The organism is Christiangramia portivictoriae DSM 23547, from assembly GCF_000423045.1.
GTDB classification, from domain to species: Bacteria; Bacteroidota; Bacteroidia; order Flavobacteriales; family Flavobacteriaceae; genus Christiangramia; species Christiangramia portivictoriae.
The window spans coordinates 209,964-226,322 of record NZ_KE383971.1; the positions used below are offsets into that span (position 1 = coordinate 209,964).

The window sequence follows — 16,359 nt, forward strand, 5'->3', positions numbered from 1 at the left end:
TTAACCCTTGTTTAATTTCAGATTTTTTAGCTATAGTTCTACACTACTTATTAACCGAATCCTGATCGAACTGATCTTCAGTTTTTGGAGCCGGATCATTGGAGCTGATGGTCTCATTTGAGACATTACTTCCTTCGGGTAGTGCGTTGGTTTCCTTTACAGGTTTCCCGATTGGTTCTTCTTTTTCGTACGGTCTTTTTCCGAAGATCTTTTCAAGGTCATCTTTAAAGATCACTTCTTTGTCCAGAAGGATTTCAGCAAGTTGTGATAGTTTGTCCTTATGATGTTCTAATAGGTCGATCGCGCGTTTGTACTGTTCCTCAATGAGGTTGGAAATTTCCTTATCGATCAATTCCGAAGTTTTCTCACTATAAGGTTTAGTGAAGTTATATTCACTCTGCCCTGAGCTATCGTAATAGGTAAGGTTTCCTACTGCATCGTTCAAACCATAGATGGTAACCATCGCCCTGGCTTGTTTGGTAACCTTTTCCAGATCACTAAGTGCTCCGGTGGAGATCTTGTTGAAAATAACCTTTTCTGCAGCACGACCACCAAGAGCGGCACACATTTCATCAAGCATTTGTTCCGGGCGAACGATCAAACGTTCTTCTGGAAGATACCAGGCAGCTCCTAGGGATTGTCCACGTGGTACAATCGTTACCTTAACCAGCGGGGCAGCATGTTCCAACATCCAGCTCACAGTTGCGTGACCGGCTTCATGGAATGCAATTGCCTTTTTCTCACTTGGAGTTATGATTTTGTTCTTCTTCTCGAGACCACCAACAATTCTATCCACGGCATCAAGGAAATCCTGCTTACCTACTGCTTTGTTTCCTTTTCGAGCTGCGATAAGGGCCGCTTCGTTACAAACATTTGCAATATCTGCACCAGAGAAACCTGGGGTTTGCTTGGCGAGAAATTCAGTGTCAAGTTCATCTGCAACTCTTTTCAATGGAGCTAAATGAACTTCGAATATTTCTTTTCTTTCGTTTAGATCTGGAAGATCTACATAGATCTGCCTGTCAAATCTACCAGCCCTCATTAATGCTTTGTCAAGCACATCTGCACGGTTGGTAGCGGCAATAACGATCACATTCGTATTGGTTCCAAAACCATCCATCTCGGTTAATAGCTGGTTTAAGGTATTTTCCCTTTCATCGTTAGAACCTGAAAAATTACTTTTTCCTCTTGCTCTACCAATGGCATCAATCTCATCAATAAAAATAATGGAAGGAGATTTTTCTTTTGCCTGTTTGAAAAGGTCACGTACTCTCGAAGCTCCAACTCCAACGAACATTTCAACGAAATCTGATCCAGACAGAGAGAAGAAAGGAACTTTAGCCTCGCCGGCTACCGCCTTTGCAAGTAAAGTTTTACCTGTTCCCGGAGGTCCTACCAATAATGCTCCTTTCGGGATTTTACCTCCCAGCGCTGTATACTTTTCAGGTTGCTTAAGGAAGTCTACAATTTCCTGTACTTCTTCCTTGGCACCTTCCAGTCCGGCAACATCTTTAAAAGATGTCTTTACATCTGTGTTTTGATCAAACAGTTTTGCTTTTGACTTCCCTATGTTAAAAATCTGGCCTCCAGCACCACCGCCGCCTCCAGCGCTCATCTTTCTCATGATGAAGATCCATACTCCAATGATGAGGATGAATGGAAGAAGAGTAAGGAAAAGGTCGCCAAGAATGTCACTGCTTGTGTCGTAAGTAACAACAGTCGCTAAGTTATTCTCGTTTTTGATCTCGTTGATGTCATTTTCAAAATTCTGAAGATCTCCGAACTGAAAAGAATATACTGGTGAGTCACCTGTTGAAAAGAGGTCTGGATCGATGTTTTTTTTATGTATCTCTTTCTCCTTTGCTTCCTGGGTAAGATATACACGAGCCTGATTTCTATTGATGATCTCAACTTTCTCTACATCACCGTTCTTGAGATATTCTTTAAATTCTGCCGGATTCGTTTTTGCAGGTTCAGAGAAACCACCGTCTCCGAATAAATTGAGACCAAGAAATATAATTATGATCGCAGCATAAATCCAGTAGGCACTGAACTTAGGTTTTCTGGGATCGAGTTTTTTCTTCGCTTTTTGATTCGCCATTATGTCTTGCTAAAAATTAAATTTAATAACTTGTTTGGATAGAAGTGATTTTCGCATCACCCCAAAGGCTTTCAATATCGTAAAATTCCCTGATATGCTTCTGGAAAACATGTACAACGACGTTCACGTAATCCATGAGCACCCACTCGGCATTCTCACTACCTTCGATGTGCCAGGGTTTGTCCTGTAATTCTTTACTAACCGTTTTTTGTATGGAATTGACTATGGCGTTAACCTGTGTGTTTGAAGTACCGTTACAGATTATAAAGTAGTCGCAAACTGTGTTTTCAATTTCTCTAAGATCAAGGATATCAATGTCATTACCCTTTACTTCCTCAATCCCTTTAATAATATGTGCAATAAGTTGATCGCTGTTTTTTTCCTTTTCTGACATTAATTTGATTTATTTATGCAAATTTATCATTTTTTGCTCTTTTCGAGGAGATTCTTACAGAAGATTTAACGCCTCTATTTCTTATCATTACCATGCGTATAATCAAAGTTAATGCCATTGACTCTACGAATACTTTCGTGCGGAAGTTCTATGACAATAATGGTCAATTTGAACCTGTTTGCGTAAGTGCAGCCCATCAAACTAATGGCAGGGGACAGAGAGGGGCTAACTGGAATGTTCAACCCGGTCAAAACCTCACTTTTAGTATACTTTACCCGCAGCAGGACCTTAATATTTCAGGCTATTTTAAACTGAACATCTGCATTTCCTTAGCTATCCTGGAGGTACTGGCAGCCAAAAACCTGCCTCAGCTCAAAGTGAAATGGCCAAACGACATTATGTCACAGCGAAAGAAACTTGGTGGAATTCTAATTGAGAACATTGTCAAGACCGAAGGCATCGTGGCCAGTATTATTGGTATTGGTATCAATGTGAATCAAACCAATTTTAATGAGCTGCCCCAAGCAACTTCCCTAAAAAATGTGACCGGTATTCATTGGAGTGTTGATGATCTTCTCCATGAACTTTGTGAAATTCTGGATCTTCGATTGCGCTCAATTGGTGTAATGGATACAAAGGAACTGATGGAGAACTATGAAAACCACTTATTTCGAAAAGATGTTATATCTACCTTCCAGGTGAATGAAGATAAATTTAATGGCATTATTCGCGGGGTAACTTCAGAAGGAAAACTTCAGGTTGAAAAAGAAGAGCAGGTGTTCCAAACCTTCGATCTCAAAGAAATCAAATTGCTGTATTAAAAAAGCCGGAAATACATCCGGCTTTAGAAAATTTTAGAGCTTCCCAATATTTTCAGTAAGGGAATTGATAAATTTTTGCAGAGGGCCTTTGATCATCATGCCCATCATCGCATTAAATTTTCCTACAAAGTCCATATGGACTTCACAGCTGTTATCACCTATGGGAGTAATATGTGTGTTCAGGCTAAATGGAAACTTATCTGATGTAGACCCCAGAACCACTAATTCCGGTTCTTTTGTTTCAGTGATCTTCAGTTTGATTTCCGGCATGCTTTTAAGTTGAAAAATAAAAGTATCGGTTGCAGTAACCACGAACTTTTCCTTGCTTTCCGGCATGATCTGCTCGTAATTCTCTACGTTGGTTAGGAAATCAAACATTTCCTGCTGGCTCTTATTTGCTTGTACTTTTTGGCTTTCTAATTTCATATTATGGTTTCCAGTTTGCCGGATCTTTTCTCCAGTTTCTAAGGATATCGGCTTCTTCAGTATTTATATAATTCGTGTTGTGAGCAGTATCTATCAGGTGATCGTAATCGCTCAAAGTATGCAGCTCTATTTTTTCGGCTTGAAAGTTCTTTTCAGAAGCTTCAAAACCATAGGTGAAGATTGCGAACATGCCTTTAACGTTAGCACCGGCTTCTTTTAATGCATGCACAGCGTTTAAACTGCTTTTCCCCGTGCTTATGAGGTCTTCAATGACCACCACGCTCTGTCCTGGCTGTAAATTACCCTCGATCTGGTTTTTTCTTCCGTGACTTTTTGGTTCGGGTCTTACGTAGACAAAAGGAAGACTCAGGTATTCAGCAACCAGCATTCCTATTCCAATTGCACCGGTGGCCACGCCAGCGATCACATCTGCCTTGCCATACTTCATTTCAATTTGCTTGGCGAAATGCTCTCGCACGTAGTTCCTAATGCTTGGATATGAAAGAATGATCCTGTTATCGCAGTAGATTGGCGACTTCCAGCCGCTAGCCCACGTAAAAGGCTCTTGCGGTTCTAATTTTATTGCTTTAATTTGCATTAAAAGCTCAGCGGTCTTTTTTGCTGTTTCCTTATTCAAAATCATAGGTACAAATGTATAAAGTTTTTGTGAATGATGTCCCCATAATAATTTCTACGAGAAAGGATTTTGGAGGAAACTATAAGAACTATCGATTAAAAACAGTTCGCTTAAAAAAGATAGTCCGGAAGATACTGGATGGTAAACTCACCCACGTGAATTTGTACAATAAGGACGAATCCAAACTACTGGATCTTCTTCTGAAGAAAATGAAGGTAGTGACTGCTGCCGGCGGGATGGTCATTAATCCCAAGGAGGAGATCCTTTTTATTTATCGCAACCATCGCTGGGATCTTCCGAAGGGAAAAACCGAAAAGAATGAGAGCATTGAGGATTCAGCCATTCGTGAGGTAGAAGAGGAAACGGGTGTGCAGGGCCTTGAGATCAAACGTTTTATAACCAGGACCTTTCATATTTTTAAAAGGAATGGGAAACTTCGCCTGAAGGAAACCTACTGGTACGAAATGTATACAGAATATGACGGGGAACTGGTACCTGAACTGAATGAAGGGATCAAAAAGGCGAAATGGAAAAATTATGAGAAAACCCAGAAAGCTCTCACAAAATCCTATGCAAATATCCTGATGCTTTTTCCTGAACGTTATCTAGCGGGGCAATCTAAAGATCGGATAGCGTAAATGCGCTTCTTCATAATTTGAAGATCGCTTATGCAGCCAGTCCAGTTGCGCGTACCAGTTACTTCGGAAATCTGCATCGTCCTTTTTCTTTTGATCGAATTCCTTCTGAAGATCAGCATCGCTGTCAAGTAATTCTTTCGCCTTATCTTCGAAGACATATGGTGAAAATCCTTCTTTTTGCTGAAGAACGGTATCAAAAAAGTTCCAGTTAAAAAACGAGTCTGTTGCCGAAGGTTCCAGTGTTTCCAATAGATATCTTGCTCCATCCTGAAAAGTGGTCACCAGATAATCTCCCTGTCTAAAACGAACTTCCGCTGTAGACTTGCTCACTTTCGTATTTTGATGTGGATAATGACCCTCGTATGGGTTTTTAGAAGTGTCGTAATCTTCGATTTTGTAAACCTCTACCTGAATTAGCGTATCACGATCAAGTGCTTCCATCTTAATGTTATTCATCTTGAGACGATCTACAACTTGCCACCAGCCCTGTGGGATAATGTAAGCTCTTGGGATTTCTACCTCTTCGGTAGCTTTAAAATTATCATAGTAATCGATTTCTTTGGAGAATTTTTTATCTGTATCATATTTAAGCCGTTCGCCATTTGTTACTTCGCTGGCTATCTTTTCAGCTTCAAAACCTTTAAATTGTCTTTTACTCGGATTTTCCTGGTCAACTTCAAATTGCAGGTTATAATGCCTGTCTGTTAAATACTTTCTTCTAGCCTGGTTTCGCAGATCCTTGATCCTGGTAGATTCTTTATCTGTGATCCTGATCATGGATTGCATTAATTCGTAGGTTCCATAAACCCGTTTATCATACCTTTTAAGCATATGAGTTTCTACCATCATACCCAAAGTATTCCATAAAGTGGTGTATCCTGTACTGTATCTTGGCGAATCCATGAACTGTGAAAAGCCTGCTTCAGGAACATCATTGAAAACGTTGACATATGGCGTGATATCCCAGTTTTTATTCTTTAAGGAATCTTCCAGAGCGGGCATCATAGTCTCATTGAGATACTTCCCCAGGTTTCCACCTAGTTTGTTATGCTGAGTGAATAAATGGGTAAGCGTGTACTGGTAATCTGCGCCATTGCTCACATGGTTGTCTATGAATACTTCAGGATCCACATAATGAAAGATCTCGTAAAAGGTCTGAGCATTTTTGGTATCGGCTTTTATAAAATCCCGGTTAAGATCATAATTTCGGGCATTTCCGCGGAAACCATATTCCTTGGGTCCATTCTGGTTGGTTCTTGTGCCAGAATTGCGATTGAGTGCGCCGCCAACGTTATAAATTGGAATGGTTGCTACGATCGTGTTCTTTGGTGAGTTAATAGAGTCACCGGCCATATCCCTGAAAAGCATCATGGTCGCATCTATTCCATCACTTTCTCCAGGATGTATCCCGTTGTTGATGAGGATAAAACTATGCGACTTGCGAATCTTCTCCAGGTCAAATTCACCGTTTGCGTTGTAGATGGCCAGATGCAAAGGATATCCACTATCTGTACTGCCAAACTCAATAAGATCTATGGAAGGATACGCTTCAGCAAGTTTTTCGTAATAGGCAATCACTTCCTCATAAGTACCAGTTTCTTTCCCACCAGATTTTTCGAAACGCGTTTCGAAATCATAATTCTTTACCAGCTTGTATTTCGAAAAGTCGCAAGAACTAAAGCTGATAGCCAGCCCCAATATCAACCACAATTTTTTCATAAATATTTCTAAAAATGGAGGCGTAAACTTAGTTAAAAACTGGCAGTATTGCTAAAAATGAGCGCATTTCTGGAATCTTATGAATCGATGTTAAATTAAAACTAATCCTTACCGCGGCTTACTCAAGCTACTAAAATCAATTTATTTTTGTGGAAAACTGAAAGATGAGAAAGAATATCAAAAATTTATGCTTGGCTGGAACCTTCCTGTTTTCGGTTAGTATGACCGGGCAGGCTATTGAGAATTTAAGTGATCAGAAAAAACAGGAACTGGCCAAAGCCGGTCCTGATATTGTTCAAACCACGGTGGGTCCATTGAAATTGCCGGCTCCTTTTTCTACGGAATCTGTAAGCAAGGAAAGTAAGATCGTGGAATGGCCCGAGGGTGAGATGCCAAAAGCTCCGGCAGGGTTTAAGGTGACAAAATTTGCTGAAGGCCTGGAACATCCGAGAAGAACCTATGTCGCACCTAATCATGATATTTTTGTAGTGGAGTCTGATGACGCCAAGAAAAGTGCGAATAAGATTACGATGTTTCGTGATAAGGACCAGGACGGAGTGCCTGATGAAAAATACAGTTTTCTGAAAAATCTGAATCAACCATACGGAATGCTGGTAATGGGAGACTGGTTTTATGTGGCGAATGTAGATGGGGTGGTTCGTTTCCCCTATAAGGAAGGACAGACTGCTATTGACCAGAATGGGGAAGAAGTGTATGCGCTTCCAGCCGGAGGTTATAATCATCACTGGACCAGGAACATGATCGCAGGTCCTGATAATAAGAAAATATATATTACTGTAGGTAGCTCGAGTAATGTTGGAGAACACGGGATGGAGAAAGAAGAACGCAGAGCCAACATCATCGAGATCAACCCTGATGGTAGTGGAGAAAGAATTTATGCGTCTGGTTTAAGAAATCCTGTAGGTGTAGACTGGAATCCAGTTACCGGTGAACTCTGGGCAGCCGTAAATGAAAGAGATAAGATAGGGGATAACCTGGTTCCAGATTACGTGACCAGCGTAAAAGATGGTGGTTGGTATGGATGGCCATATTCTTATTATGGAAATATCAAAGATCCACGATGGGCCAATGATCCACATAATGAATTGGTGGAAAAAGCCATCATCCCTGATGTTCCGGTAGGAGCTCATACCGCATCCCTTGGATTGATATTTTATACCCAGGATGCATTTCCAGAGAAGTATCATAATGGAGCATTTGTAGGCCAGCATGGATCATGGAACAGGTCAAATTTTGCGGGATATAAGGTAGTTTTTATTCCTTTTGATGCGAATGGAGTTCCACAGCAACCAGAGGATTTTCTTACTGGTTTTATTGCGAGCGATGATTCCAGCCAGGTTTATGGAAGACCTGTTGGCGTCACTACGCTGCCTGATGGATCATTACTTGTAAATGATGACGACGGAAATACAATCTGGAGAGTCTCCGCAGAATAATTAGAAAATTTGAAAAAACTACATCTAGTCCTGGCTTTCTTGCTATGCAGTTCTGCATTGGTAAGTTCACAGAATTTTAGCGCGAAAGTAAAGGACTCCGAGTCTGGAAAATTTCTTAATGATGTCACGGTAACTGCCGTAAGTTCTGGGAAAATTCAGATTACAGACACTAATGGAAATTTCAGTTTTGACGGTATCAGTTTTCCGTTAAAGCTGAAATTTTCTTTTATAGGATATAGAAGCACCACTGCAATTTTTGATGCTTCAGAAGAAGGAACGATCATTGAACTGCAGCGTGATGTTGATGTTTTATCTGAAGTTGTTCTGCGCAGCTCCAATATTCCGCAGAAATTATTAAAGGAATCAGCCGCGGTGAGTGTGCTTTCAGCAGAAGATTTCAATAGAGTAGATGATTTTAACCTGGTGCAAAACCTAAATTATGTGCCGGGTGTTTTTGTGAGTCAGGGGGCGCTGAATACCAATAAAATCGATATTAGAGGAATCGGTGCTCGTGCTCAATACAGTACAAACCGGATAAAATCCTACATTAATGGTATCCCTCTTACCACCGCAGAAGGTGAATTAACCCTGGATGATTTTGACAATTCCTATCTTGACAGGATCGAGATCTATAAAGGTCCGGTTTCTTCCATATTTGGAGCAGGATTGGGAGGTGCGATCAATTTGTATACTCAGCGAAACAGGCCGGATCAGCGCTCTGTACAAACCAATTTTAGCTATGGAAGCTTTAATACCAGGAAAACGGGTGTTAATGTAAATTACGTCGAGGATAGTCTGGACATTGCGATCAACTACAATAAACTGGATAGTGATGGCTACCGCGATAATGGAGCATACAATCGAAATTCGTTTGTAGTGACCGCTGGTTTGCTAAATAAAAAAGGAAATCGCTGGGATCTTTTCTATAATTATACCAATCTAAAAGCCTTTATTCCCAGTTCTTTGAATGAAGATGATTTGCTAAACTCACCCACAAAAGCTGCTTTTACCTGGGGCAGGGCAGAGGGTTATGAATCGTACGACAAGAACATTCTTGGTTTGGCCTATACCCATAATTTTTCTGAAAACTGGAAGAACCAGACCAGCATATTTATGAATTCCCGTGATGGATATGAACCCCGTCCTTTTGATATTCTTGATGAAGACAGGAATTCGATTGGTCTTCGAACAAATTTCAATCACGAAACTGCAATCGTAGGCATGCCTGCGAAAGTAAGTTTTGGAGCTGAAGGGATGCTGGAATTCTACGAAGTTACAACTTACCAGAACTTGTACGAGGACTTTGAGAATCGTGGCAGTGTCCAGGGAAATAGTCTTAGCAACAATGAGCAGGATCGAGATTACATCAATTTCTTCGGTCAGATCCAGTTGGAATTAACCTCAAAATTAACGGCAGATCTTGGAATTAACTTGAACACTACTTCCTATGATCTTCAGGATAATTTTAACCAGAATACAGAAGATCAGTCTGGGGATTATAGTTTTGATGCGGTAGTTTCGCCGAGACTGGGATTAAGCTATGAAGCCTTTAAGGGGAAGCACTTCTATGCTTCAGCAAGTCACGGGTTTTCTGCGCCCACGGTAGCTCAAACCCTGACTCCGGAAGGTAGCATTAATACAGATCTTCAAACAGAAACGGCTTGGAACTACGAGATTGGCTTTAAAGCAAACTGGTTCAAAAACAGGTTATATACGGAAGTGAATGCATATTCCATCCAGATTCGAGACCTTTTGGTCGCCAGAAGGATCGACCAGGATCGCTACGTTGGAGTGAATGCAGGAAAGTCTGATCATTATGGCCTGGAATTTACTTCAGCCTACTTACAGCCACTTTCGAATGATGCGTCCATCAAATTTTTACTGAATGCAAATCTCACCGATTATACATTTGATAAATTTGTGGATCTTGGTGAAAATTATTCTGGAAATGAAATACCAGGTGTGCCTGAATATATGCTAACACCAGCGGTAGAATTCAGCTATAAAGACTTTTCAGCAAATATAAATTACCAGATGTTTGGTGAAATGGCGCTGGATGATTCAAATTCCGGTAGTACTGATGCTTACGAGTTACTGAATTTCAGACTAGATTATTCTACGCAAATAACCAGTTATCTGGAAGCAGGTGCGAACTTTGGGATCAATAATATTACAGATGAGCTTTATGCTTCTAGTATCGTTACCAACGCGGTAGGTTTTGGAGGTTCTGCCCCACGTTATTATTACCCGGGAATGCCCAGAAACTATTATGCTGGCCTGAATTTGAAATTAAGTCTTTAAGAAAACTGGGTCTTTACGACTTCAGGAACCATAAAATCATAACTTCCACCGTGACGCATCACATCTCTAACCACGGTGGAAGAAATATGAGCAAGACCAGAACTGGAAATTAGAAAAATGGTTTCGATACCAGACATTTTGTAATTAGTTTGTCCAATAGCCTTCTCAAATTCAAGATCCTGAGCATTTCGCAATCCTCTTAATATAAATTCTGCATCTTTGGTTTTGCAATAATCAACGGTAAGTCCGCTGTAAGTTTCCACCTGAATCTTAGCTTCGTCTTTGTATGTCTCCTTTAGAAAATGTAATCTTTCTTCCAGGCTGAACATATATTTCTTGCTCGAATTGGTACCAATTGCCAGAATGATCTTATCGAATAGCGGTAAAGCACGGTCGATTATATCGGTATGGCCCAGGGTTATGGGGTCAAAACTTCCAGGGAAAACTGCAATTTTCATAATTCTTGATTTAGGTGCTATTGATTCAATGCGGCTTCCACGGCACTACCAAAAAGATCTTTTAGCGTGATTCCTGCTTTCTCAGCTTGTTGAGGTAAAATACTCGCCTGGCTGATTCCGGGGTTGGTATTCATTTCAATGAAATGTGGTTCTCCATTGTGGAAAATAAATTCTGATCTTGAAAAGCCTTTCATCTTTAATTTGCGGTAGATCATTTTAGCGATCTCCTGAACTTTCAGGGTGTCTTCCTCAGAAATTCTGGCCGGTGTGATCTCCTGGGATTTTCCGAGGTATTTAGCTTCATAATCAAAGAATTCCCCATCAGGAACAATTTCTGTGACAGGCAAAGCGACAATTTCACCTTTGTACATAATAACCCCTACCGAAACTTCAGTTCCATCCAGAAATGATTCAATGATCGCTTCATCATCTTCAGTAAAAGCAGTTTTTGCCGCAGAAACTATTTCTTCTTCGGTTTTAACCTTAGTTACCCCAAAACTACTTCCGGCACGATTTGCCTTCACGAAACAAGGAAGACCAACGCGATCTACGACAGCCTTTGTGTCGATATCCTCCCCTTTATTCAGAAAGTAATTCGTGGCGGTTTTAACTCCGTATGGTCTTAAAACCGAAATAAGATCTCGTTTATTGAAAGTTAGAGCCGATTGATAGTAATCACAACTGGTCTGCGGTACTCCAATAAGCTCTAAGTATGCCTGAAGTAATCCGTTTTCTCCAGGTGTCCCATGGATCGTATTAAAAACGCAGTCAAAACTTATCACCTTTTCATCGATAGTAACTGTAAAATTACTTTTATTAATGGGGTAAGGTGTATCATCTTCAGTTACCACGAACCATTCGCTTTGCAGGATATGAACACGGTATGGCTCATAGAGGTCACGATCAAGATGTTTGTAAACAATATTACCACTGTTTATCGAGATGCGGTATTCACTGGAATAACCGCCCATAGCGATGGCGATTGTTTTCTTCATATTCAATATTTCCGGGTTGAAGTCGTTAAACAAAAATATCACTTAATAGGGCAGTCACCAAAACCAAAGGGTTTTATATCTTTGTCCATTATCATGAAACTATGGGATTTTTTCGATTTATCTTCAGCAAGACCTTTTTAATTCAATTGGTGCTTGCCGGTATTGTATTGATTATACTTGCTTTTCTGGCAATGCAATGGCTGGATTACTCCACAAATCAGGATCAGCGTATCGAAGTTCCCGATCTTGCGAGAATGAATCTGGATAAAGTGGAAGATCGTCTGGATGAGATGGATCTGGATTTCGAAATTCTTGATTCGGCAAATTTTAACCCGGATTTTCCTCGTTACTCTGTGATAGACCAGGCGCCTGCACCGGGCAAATTTGTAAAGGAGGACCGTAAAATTTATTTAACCCTTAATCCTTCCGGGTACCGAAAGGTTGAGATTCCACAAAACCTGATCAGGAAAACCCGCAGACAGGTAGAACCAACCTTAAGATCTTTAGGTTTCGAAATTGGAGAGGTTAGCTACAAGCCAGATATTGCTGAAGATGCGGTACTTGAAATAAGACATAAAGGAAAATTGGTGGAAGCCGGTGAAAAGCTCATGAAGACATCTGTGCTTGATCTTGTTCTTGGCGATGGGAGTGGAAGATACAGAGAACTGGACGAAGATAGTCTGGATGTAGAACAGGAAACAGAAAGTGAAGTAGATGAATTCTAATATGGAACCCAACACCAACCTGGATGATCAGGATGAAAGCCTTTATGAGCATCATAAGTTTGTTGCTGAAGTAGGGCAGAATCCACTTAGGGTGGATAAATACCTGATGAACTTCATCGAAAACGCAACCAGGAACAAAATCCAAAAGGCAGCCAAAAGCGGAAATATCTACGTAAATGGTGAAACCGTAAAGCAAAATTATAAAGTTAAAGGCGGCGATACGGTACAGGTGATGTTCGAGCATCCTCCTTATGAATATTTGCTGGTGCCTGAAGATATTCCACTGGATATTGAGTATGAGGACGATACTTTACTGGTAGTAAACAAACCTGCCGGAATGGTGGTACATCCAGGTCATGGTAATTACAGCGGTACACTAATCAACGCGCTTGTACATCATTTTGATAACCTACCGAACAATAGTAGTGATCGCCCGGGACTGGTTCACAGGATCGACAAGGATACCAGTGGATTGCTAGTGATTGCCAAGACCGAAGAAGCAATGGCGCATTTATCAAAACAGTTTTTCGATAAAACGAGCGAAAGGGAATATGTTGCGATCGTATGGGGAAATGTAGTGGAAGACGAAGGAACCATAGAAGGGAATATTGGTAGAAATCCTAAGAACCGATTGCAGAATATCGTGTATGAAGGAGATCTGGAAGAGGAGGGAAAACCAGCGGTGACACATTACAAAGTGATTGAAAGACTTGGGTACGTAACCCTGGTCTCATGCAGACTTGAAACTGGCAGAACTCACCAGATCAGGGTGCATATGAAACATATTGGGCATACGCTTTTTAACGATGAACGCTACGGTGGCGACAAGATTCTGAAAGGAACTACTTTTACGAAATACAAACAATTTGTAGACAACTGTTTTAAGGTGCTTCCAAGACAGGCTTTGCACGCCAAAACCTTAGGTTTTACCCATCCAACAACAGGAAAATGGTTAAGTTTTGATACTAAAATTCCTGAGGACATTCAACTTTGTGTTGAGAAGTGGAGAGCGTATGCGAAAAGTCAGCTTGAGAATCTCTAACATAAAAGCTGTCTATTGATCTATCGATAACTAATTCTGGGAGGCTTCAGGATTTTTGATGATTCAGCTTATATTTGGAAAAACACGAAAATGAAAATTGTTGTTTCCCCAGCTAAAAGCCTGGATTACGATTCAAAATTACCCAGCAGTCGTGGTACACAGCCACAATTCCTGGAAACTACCGCCAAAATAAACAGGAAGTTATCCCGTCAATCCAAGAAAGAGCTTTCCGAATTGATGAGCATCAGTGATAAACTGGCAGATCTTAATTACTCCAGATACCAGGAATTTGAGGAAGATCATACCAAGAAGAATTCAAGACCGGCAATGTACGCGTTCGATGGCGATGTTTACACAGGTTTGGATGCTTATACCATTCCTACAGATAAACTTGATAAACTTCAGGATACTTTAAGAATATTATCCGGGATGTACGGCATCCTAAGACCTTTGGATCTCATGCAGCCTTATCGCCTGGAAATGGGAACTTCTATAGGAATTGAGCGCAATGAAAATCTTTACGAGGTCTGGAAGGATAAAATCACAAAGTCATTAAATGCTGAGCTGAAGGATGAAGAGTTATTTCTGAATCTTGCCAGTAACGAGTATTTTAAGGCAGTAGATACCAAGCAATTAAAGGTGCCGGTCATCGCACCAGTTTTTAAAGATTATAAGAACGGAAAGCTCAAGATCATCAGTTTTTACGCGAAGAAGGCTCGCGGAGCGATGGTTAGATACATCATCGATAAAGATTGCGAGACACTGGAAGATATCAAAGGCTTCGATTACGAAGATTATCGCTTTAGTGAAGAGCATACAGAAAAGGAAAATCAGCCAACTTTTATAAGATAGTATTCTGGAACTTTTTCATCATACTCATCCATTTCCACCTTTTATTCCTGAAGATGCCACGAAGCTCATTGTAGGAACGCTACCACCTCCGCGATTTACACGAGGGGACTTGAAGCCAGATGATGTAAATTTTTGCTATGGCAGCAGGGATGGTTTGTTATGGCCGGTGCTTTCTCGGTTATTTCAGCTGGAGTTGAAGTTTGAGAACACTTCAGAAGCGATACAGCAGCGCCAGGATTTTTTGAAAAGGAGAAAGATTGGGATTTGTGACATCGTGGAGAGTAGCATGCGCGCAAAGGTCAATGCCAGTGACCTGGGAATGCAGGAAGTAAAGCTACGCGATATGCTGGAAATTCTTCGGAAGAATCCTAAGATCGATACACTACTATTTACCGGAGGGAATTCTAAAAACGGTCCTGAATATTTCTTCAGAAGATATTTGAAGAAGACGGGTACAGACATTAGACTAAAGATCGTGTCGAACACATCACCCAGGATTCATCAGTTCATTTTGGATGGACGGGTCATTAAAACAGTATCGTTGATCGCGCCTTCAGGTGCTGCGAATATTTCAATTGGCAGTTCTGAACTTTATAAGGAAATAAAAAAGAAAAACCCTGAATTCAATACGTTTGATTTCAGGGTTCTTCAGTATAAAGAATTTTTCTAGATCACTGCAATTCTTTTTTATCCTGGTGAGCCAGGGTAGTAGGCTTGATCTTGAATTTTTTACGTTTTGGCCTCAGCTTACCACTGGTTCCAATAGCAATCTTTCCTCTTTTCGTTTTCTTGTCACCTCGACCCATCTATTTCTTATTTTGCTGATCTTTGATGGTCTTTTCATCAAAATCCACCTTATTCGTTCTTTCGTTGCGATTTCCGGTGGGATTAGTTGGGTTTTTTTGATCCTTTGATCTTTCTCTCTTGTTATCTTCAATTGGTCCTCCCATAATATATAATTTTACGATTTGATCTAAGATAGCAAGTAGTAGTCTAAAAAGCTCCTAAGAGGCTGTTACAATTAGGTTAAAGCTTGATAGGACTAATAAATTCTGAGATCTTCGATGTCCCTTCCTTTTCAAGATGTTTAATAAAAGCACTACCAATGATCGCACCTTTAGCAAATTGTGTGGCCGCTTTGAAAGTCTCCTGATCTTTAATCCCGAAACCTACAATCTGAGGATTCTTTAAATCCATTTCATGAATTCTGCGAAAGTAATTACTGGTTGCTTCCCCAAAACCTGAAGTAGATCCGGTAACACTGGCGCTGCTTACCATATATATAAATCCATTAGACACAGAATCGATAAACCTGATTCTTTCTTCTGAAGTTTGAGGAGTGATAAGGAATATATTGATCAATCCATATTTTTCAAAAAGCTGCTTGTATTGTTCATGGTAGACATCCACCGGTAGATCTGGGATAATAAGTCCGTCAATGCCAGTTTCAGCACATTTCCTGCAAAATTCCTCTACTCCATATTGCAGCATTGGATTAAAATACCCCATGATGATCAAAGGTATCCCAACTTTTGATCTAATATCCTTTAGCTGCTCGAAAAGTTTGTGCGTGGTCATTCCATTGCGCAGGGCTTTAGTCGAACTTTCCTGAATTGTAGGGCCGTCTGCCAGTGGATCGCTAAATGGAAGTCCAATCTCGATAAAGTCGACACCGCTTTTTTCCAGGTCTAAAATGATCTGTTCAGTATCATCAAGTGATGGAAAACCTGCACTAAAATATATGGAAAGAAGTTTTTTGTTTTCTTTTAATTTCTCCTGAATTCTATTCATTT

At 40.5% G+C, this 16,359-nt stretch carries 18 protein-coding genes; 8 read left to right on the forward strand and 10 right to left on the reverse strand.

Annotated features, from left to right (window positions below; genetic code table 11):
• Window positions 1-43: 43 nt before the first annotated feature.
• Together ftsH and rsfS are read right to left on the reverse strand one after the other, a co-directional pair.
• Window positions 44-2,101, reverse strand: coding sequence for an ATP-dependent zinc metalloprotease FtsH (gene ftsH / locus G529_RS0109330; RefSeq protein ID WP_026915271.1), 2,058 nt, complete (start codon window positions 2,099-2,101; stop codon window positions 44-46).
• Between the two features lie 22 nt (window positions 2,102-2,123).
• Window positions 2,124-2,495 (reverse strand): ribosome silencing factor, encoded by a 372-nt coding sequence (gene rsfS / locus G529_RS0109335; protein ID WP_026915272.1) that lies wholly within the window; start codon window positions 2,493-2,495, stop codon window positions 2,124-2,126.
• Window positions 2,496-2,587: 92 nt separating this feature from the next.
• Here rsfS and G529_RS0109340 point away from each other — a divergent pair, with 92 nt between their 5' ends.
• On the forward strand, window positions 2,588-3,316 hold the full coding sequence (locus G529_RS0109340; RefSeq protein WP_026915273.1) for a biotin--[acetyl-CoA-carboxylase] ligase: 729 nt from the start codon (window positions 2,588-2,590) through the stop codon (window positions 3,314-3,316).
• Window positions 3,317-3,349: 33 nt separating this feature from the next.
• Here the strand turns inward: G529_RS0109340 and G529_RS0109345 are convergent, their stop codons facing one another.
• Together G529_RS0109345 and pyrE are read right to left on the reverse strand one after the other, a co-directional pair.
• Complete coding sequence (locus G529_RS0109345; protein ID WP_026915274.1) at window positions 3,350-3,742, reverse strand: SRPBCC family protein; 393 nt, start codon at window positions 3,740-3,742, stop codon at window positions 3,350-3,352.
• 1 nt (window position 3,743) lies between these two features.
• Window positions 3,744-4,385 (reverse strand): orotate phosphoribosyltransferase, encoded by a 642-nt coding sequence (pyrE, locus tag G529_RS0109350; protein ID WP_026915275.1) that lies wholly within the window; start codon window positions 4,383-4,385, stop codon window positions 3,744-3,746.
• Window positions 4,386-4,393: 8 nt separating this feature from the next.
• On the opposite strand from pyrE, the gene G529_RS0109355 reads away from it, so the two are divergent.
• A complete protein-coding gene (locus G529_RS0109355; RefSeq protein ID WP_026915276.1) occupies window positions 4,394-5,017 on the forward strand; it encodes an NUDIX hydrolase in 624 nt (207 codons plus the stop codon).
• On the opposite strand, the gene G529_RS0109360 is transcribed toward G529_RS0109355, so the two are convergent.
• On the reverse strand, window positions 4,985-6,736 hold the full coding sequence (locus G529_RS0109360) for a M14 family metallopeptidase (protein ID WP_026915277.1): 1,752 nt from the start codon (window positions 6,734-6,736) through the stop codon (window positions 4,985-4,987). The genes G529_RS0109355 and G529_RS0109360 overlap by 33 nt on opposite strands.
• 164 nt (window positions 6,737-6,900) lie before the next feature.
• Between G529_RS0109360 and G529_RS0109365 the strand changes: the two genes are divergently transcribed.
• Window positions 6,901-8,193, forward strand: a complete 1,293-nt coding sequence (locus tag G529_RS0109365; protein WP_026915278.1) for a PQQ-dependent sugar dehydrogenase — start codon at window positions 6,901-6,903, stop codon at window positions 8,191-8,193.
• Window positions 8,194-8,202: 9 nt separating this feature from the next.
• Window positions 8,203-10,494 carry a TonB-dependent receptor domain-containing protein gene (locus tag G529_RS0109370; RefSeq protein ID WP_026915279.1) on the forward strand — a complete coding sequence of 764 codons (2,292 nt, stop codon included), beginning with the start codon at window positions 8,203-8,205 and terminating at the stop codon, window positions 10,492-10,494.
• Here G529_RS0109370 and coaD read toward each other — a convergent pair.
• Both coaD and G529_RS0109380 read right to left on the reverse strand, forming a co-directional pair.
• The gene (gene coaD / locus G529_RS0109375; RefSeq protein WP_026915280.1) at window positions 10,491-10,952 is read right to left on the reverse strand and encodes a pantetheine-phosphate adenylyltransferase; all 462 of its coding nucleotides are present in this window, start codon (window positions 10,950-10,952) and stop codon (window positions 10,491-10,493) included. The genes G529_RS0109370 and coaD overlap by 4 nt on opposite strands.
• A 17-nt stretch (window positions 10,953-10,969) precedes the next feature.
• A complete protein-coding gene (locus tag G529_RS0109380; RefSeq protein ID WP_026915281.1) occupies window positions 10,970-11,947 on the reverse strand; it encodes a D-alanine--D-alanine ligase in 978 nt (325 codons plus the stop codon).
• Between the two features lie 101 nt (window positions 11,948-12,048).
• Between G529_RS0109380 and G529_RS0109385 the strand changes: the two genes are divergently transcribed.
• From G529_RS0109385 to G529_RS0109400, 4 genes are all read left to right on the forward strand, one after another.
• A complete protein-coding gene (locus tag G529_RS0109385) occupies window positions 12,049-12,672 on the forward strand; it encodes a PASTA domain-containing protein (RefSeq protein WP_026915282.1) in 624 nt (207 codons plus the stop codon).
• Window positions 12,662-13,714: an RluA family pseudouridine synthase gene (locus G529_RS0109390; protein ID WP_245566905.1), complete on the forward strand. Its 1,053-nt coding sequence runs from the start codon at window positions 12,662-12,664 to the stop codon at window positions 13,712-13,714. Before G529_RS0109385 ends, G529_RS0109390 begins: the two co-directional genes overlap by 11 nt.
• A gap of 90 nt (window positions 13,715-13,804) precedes the next feature.
• Window positions 13,805-14,566 (forward strand): peroxide stress protein YaaA, encoded by a 762-nt coding sequence (gene yaaA, locus G529_RS0109395; RefSeq protein WP_026915284.1) that lies wholly within the window; start codon window positions 13,805-13,807, stop codon window positions 14,564-14,566.
• Between the two features lie 4 nt (window positions 14,567-14,570).
• Window positions 14,571-15,236 (forward strand): uracil-DNA glycosylase family protein, encoded by a 666-nt coding sequence (locus G529_RS0109400; RefSeq protein ID WP_026915285.1) that lies wholly within the window; start codon window positions 14,571-14,573, stop codon window positions 15,234-15,236.
• Between the two features lies 1 nt (window position 15,237).
• Here G529_RS0109400 and G529_RS16395 read toward each other — a convergent pair whose 3' ends face one another.
• The 3 genes from G529_RS16395 to trpA all read right to left on the reverse strand — a co-directional run bounded on the left by G529_RS16395 (window position 15,238) and on the right by trpA (window position 16,357).
• Window positions 15,238-15,372: a 30S ribosomal protein THX gene (locus tag G529_RS16395; protein WP_084509770.1), complete on the reverse strand. Its 135-nt coding sequence runs from the start codon at window positions 15,370-15,372 to the stop codon at window positions 15,238-15,240.
• A complete protein-coding gene (locus G529_RS16620; protein WP_169513788.1) occupies window positions 15,373-15,516 on the reverse strand; it encodes a hypothetical protein in 144 nt (47 codons plus the stop codon). It abuts the gene before it with no gap.
• A gap of 76 nt (window positions 15,517-15,592) precedes the next feature.
• Window positions 15,593-16,357 (reverse strand): tryptophan synthase subunit alpha, encoded by a 765-nt coding sequence (gene trpA, locus G529_RS0109415; protein ID WP_026915286.1) that lies wholly within the window; start codon window positions 16,355-16,357, stop codon window positions 15,593-15,595.
• Window positions 16,358-16,359 lie beyond the last annotated feature (2 nt).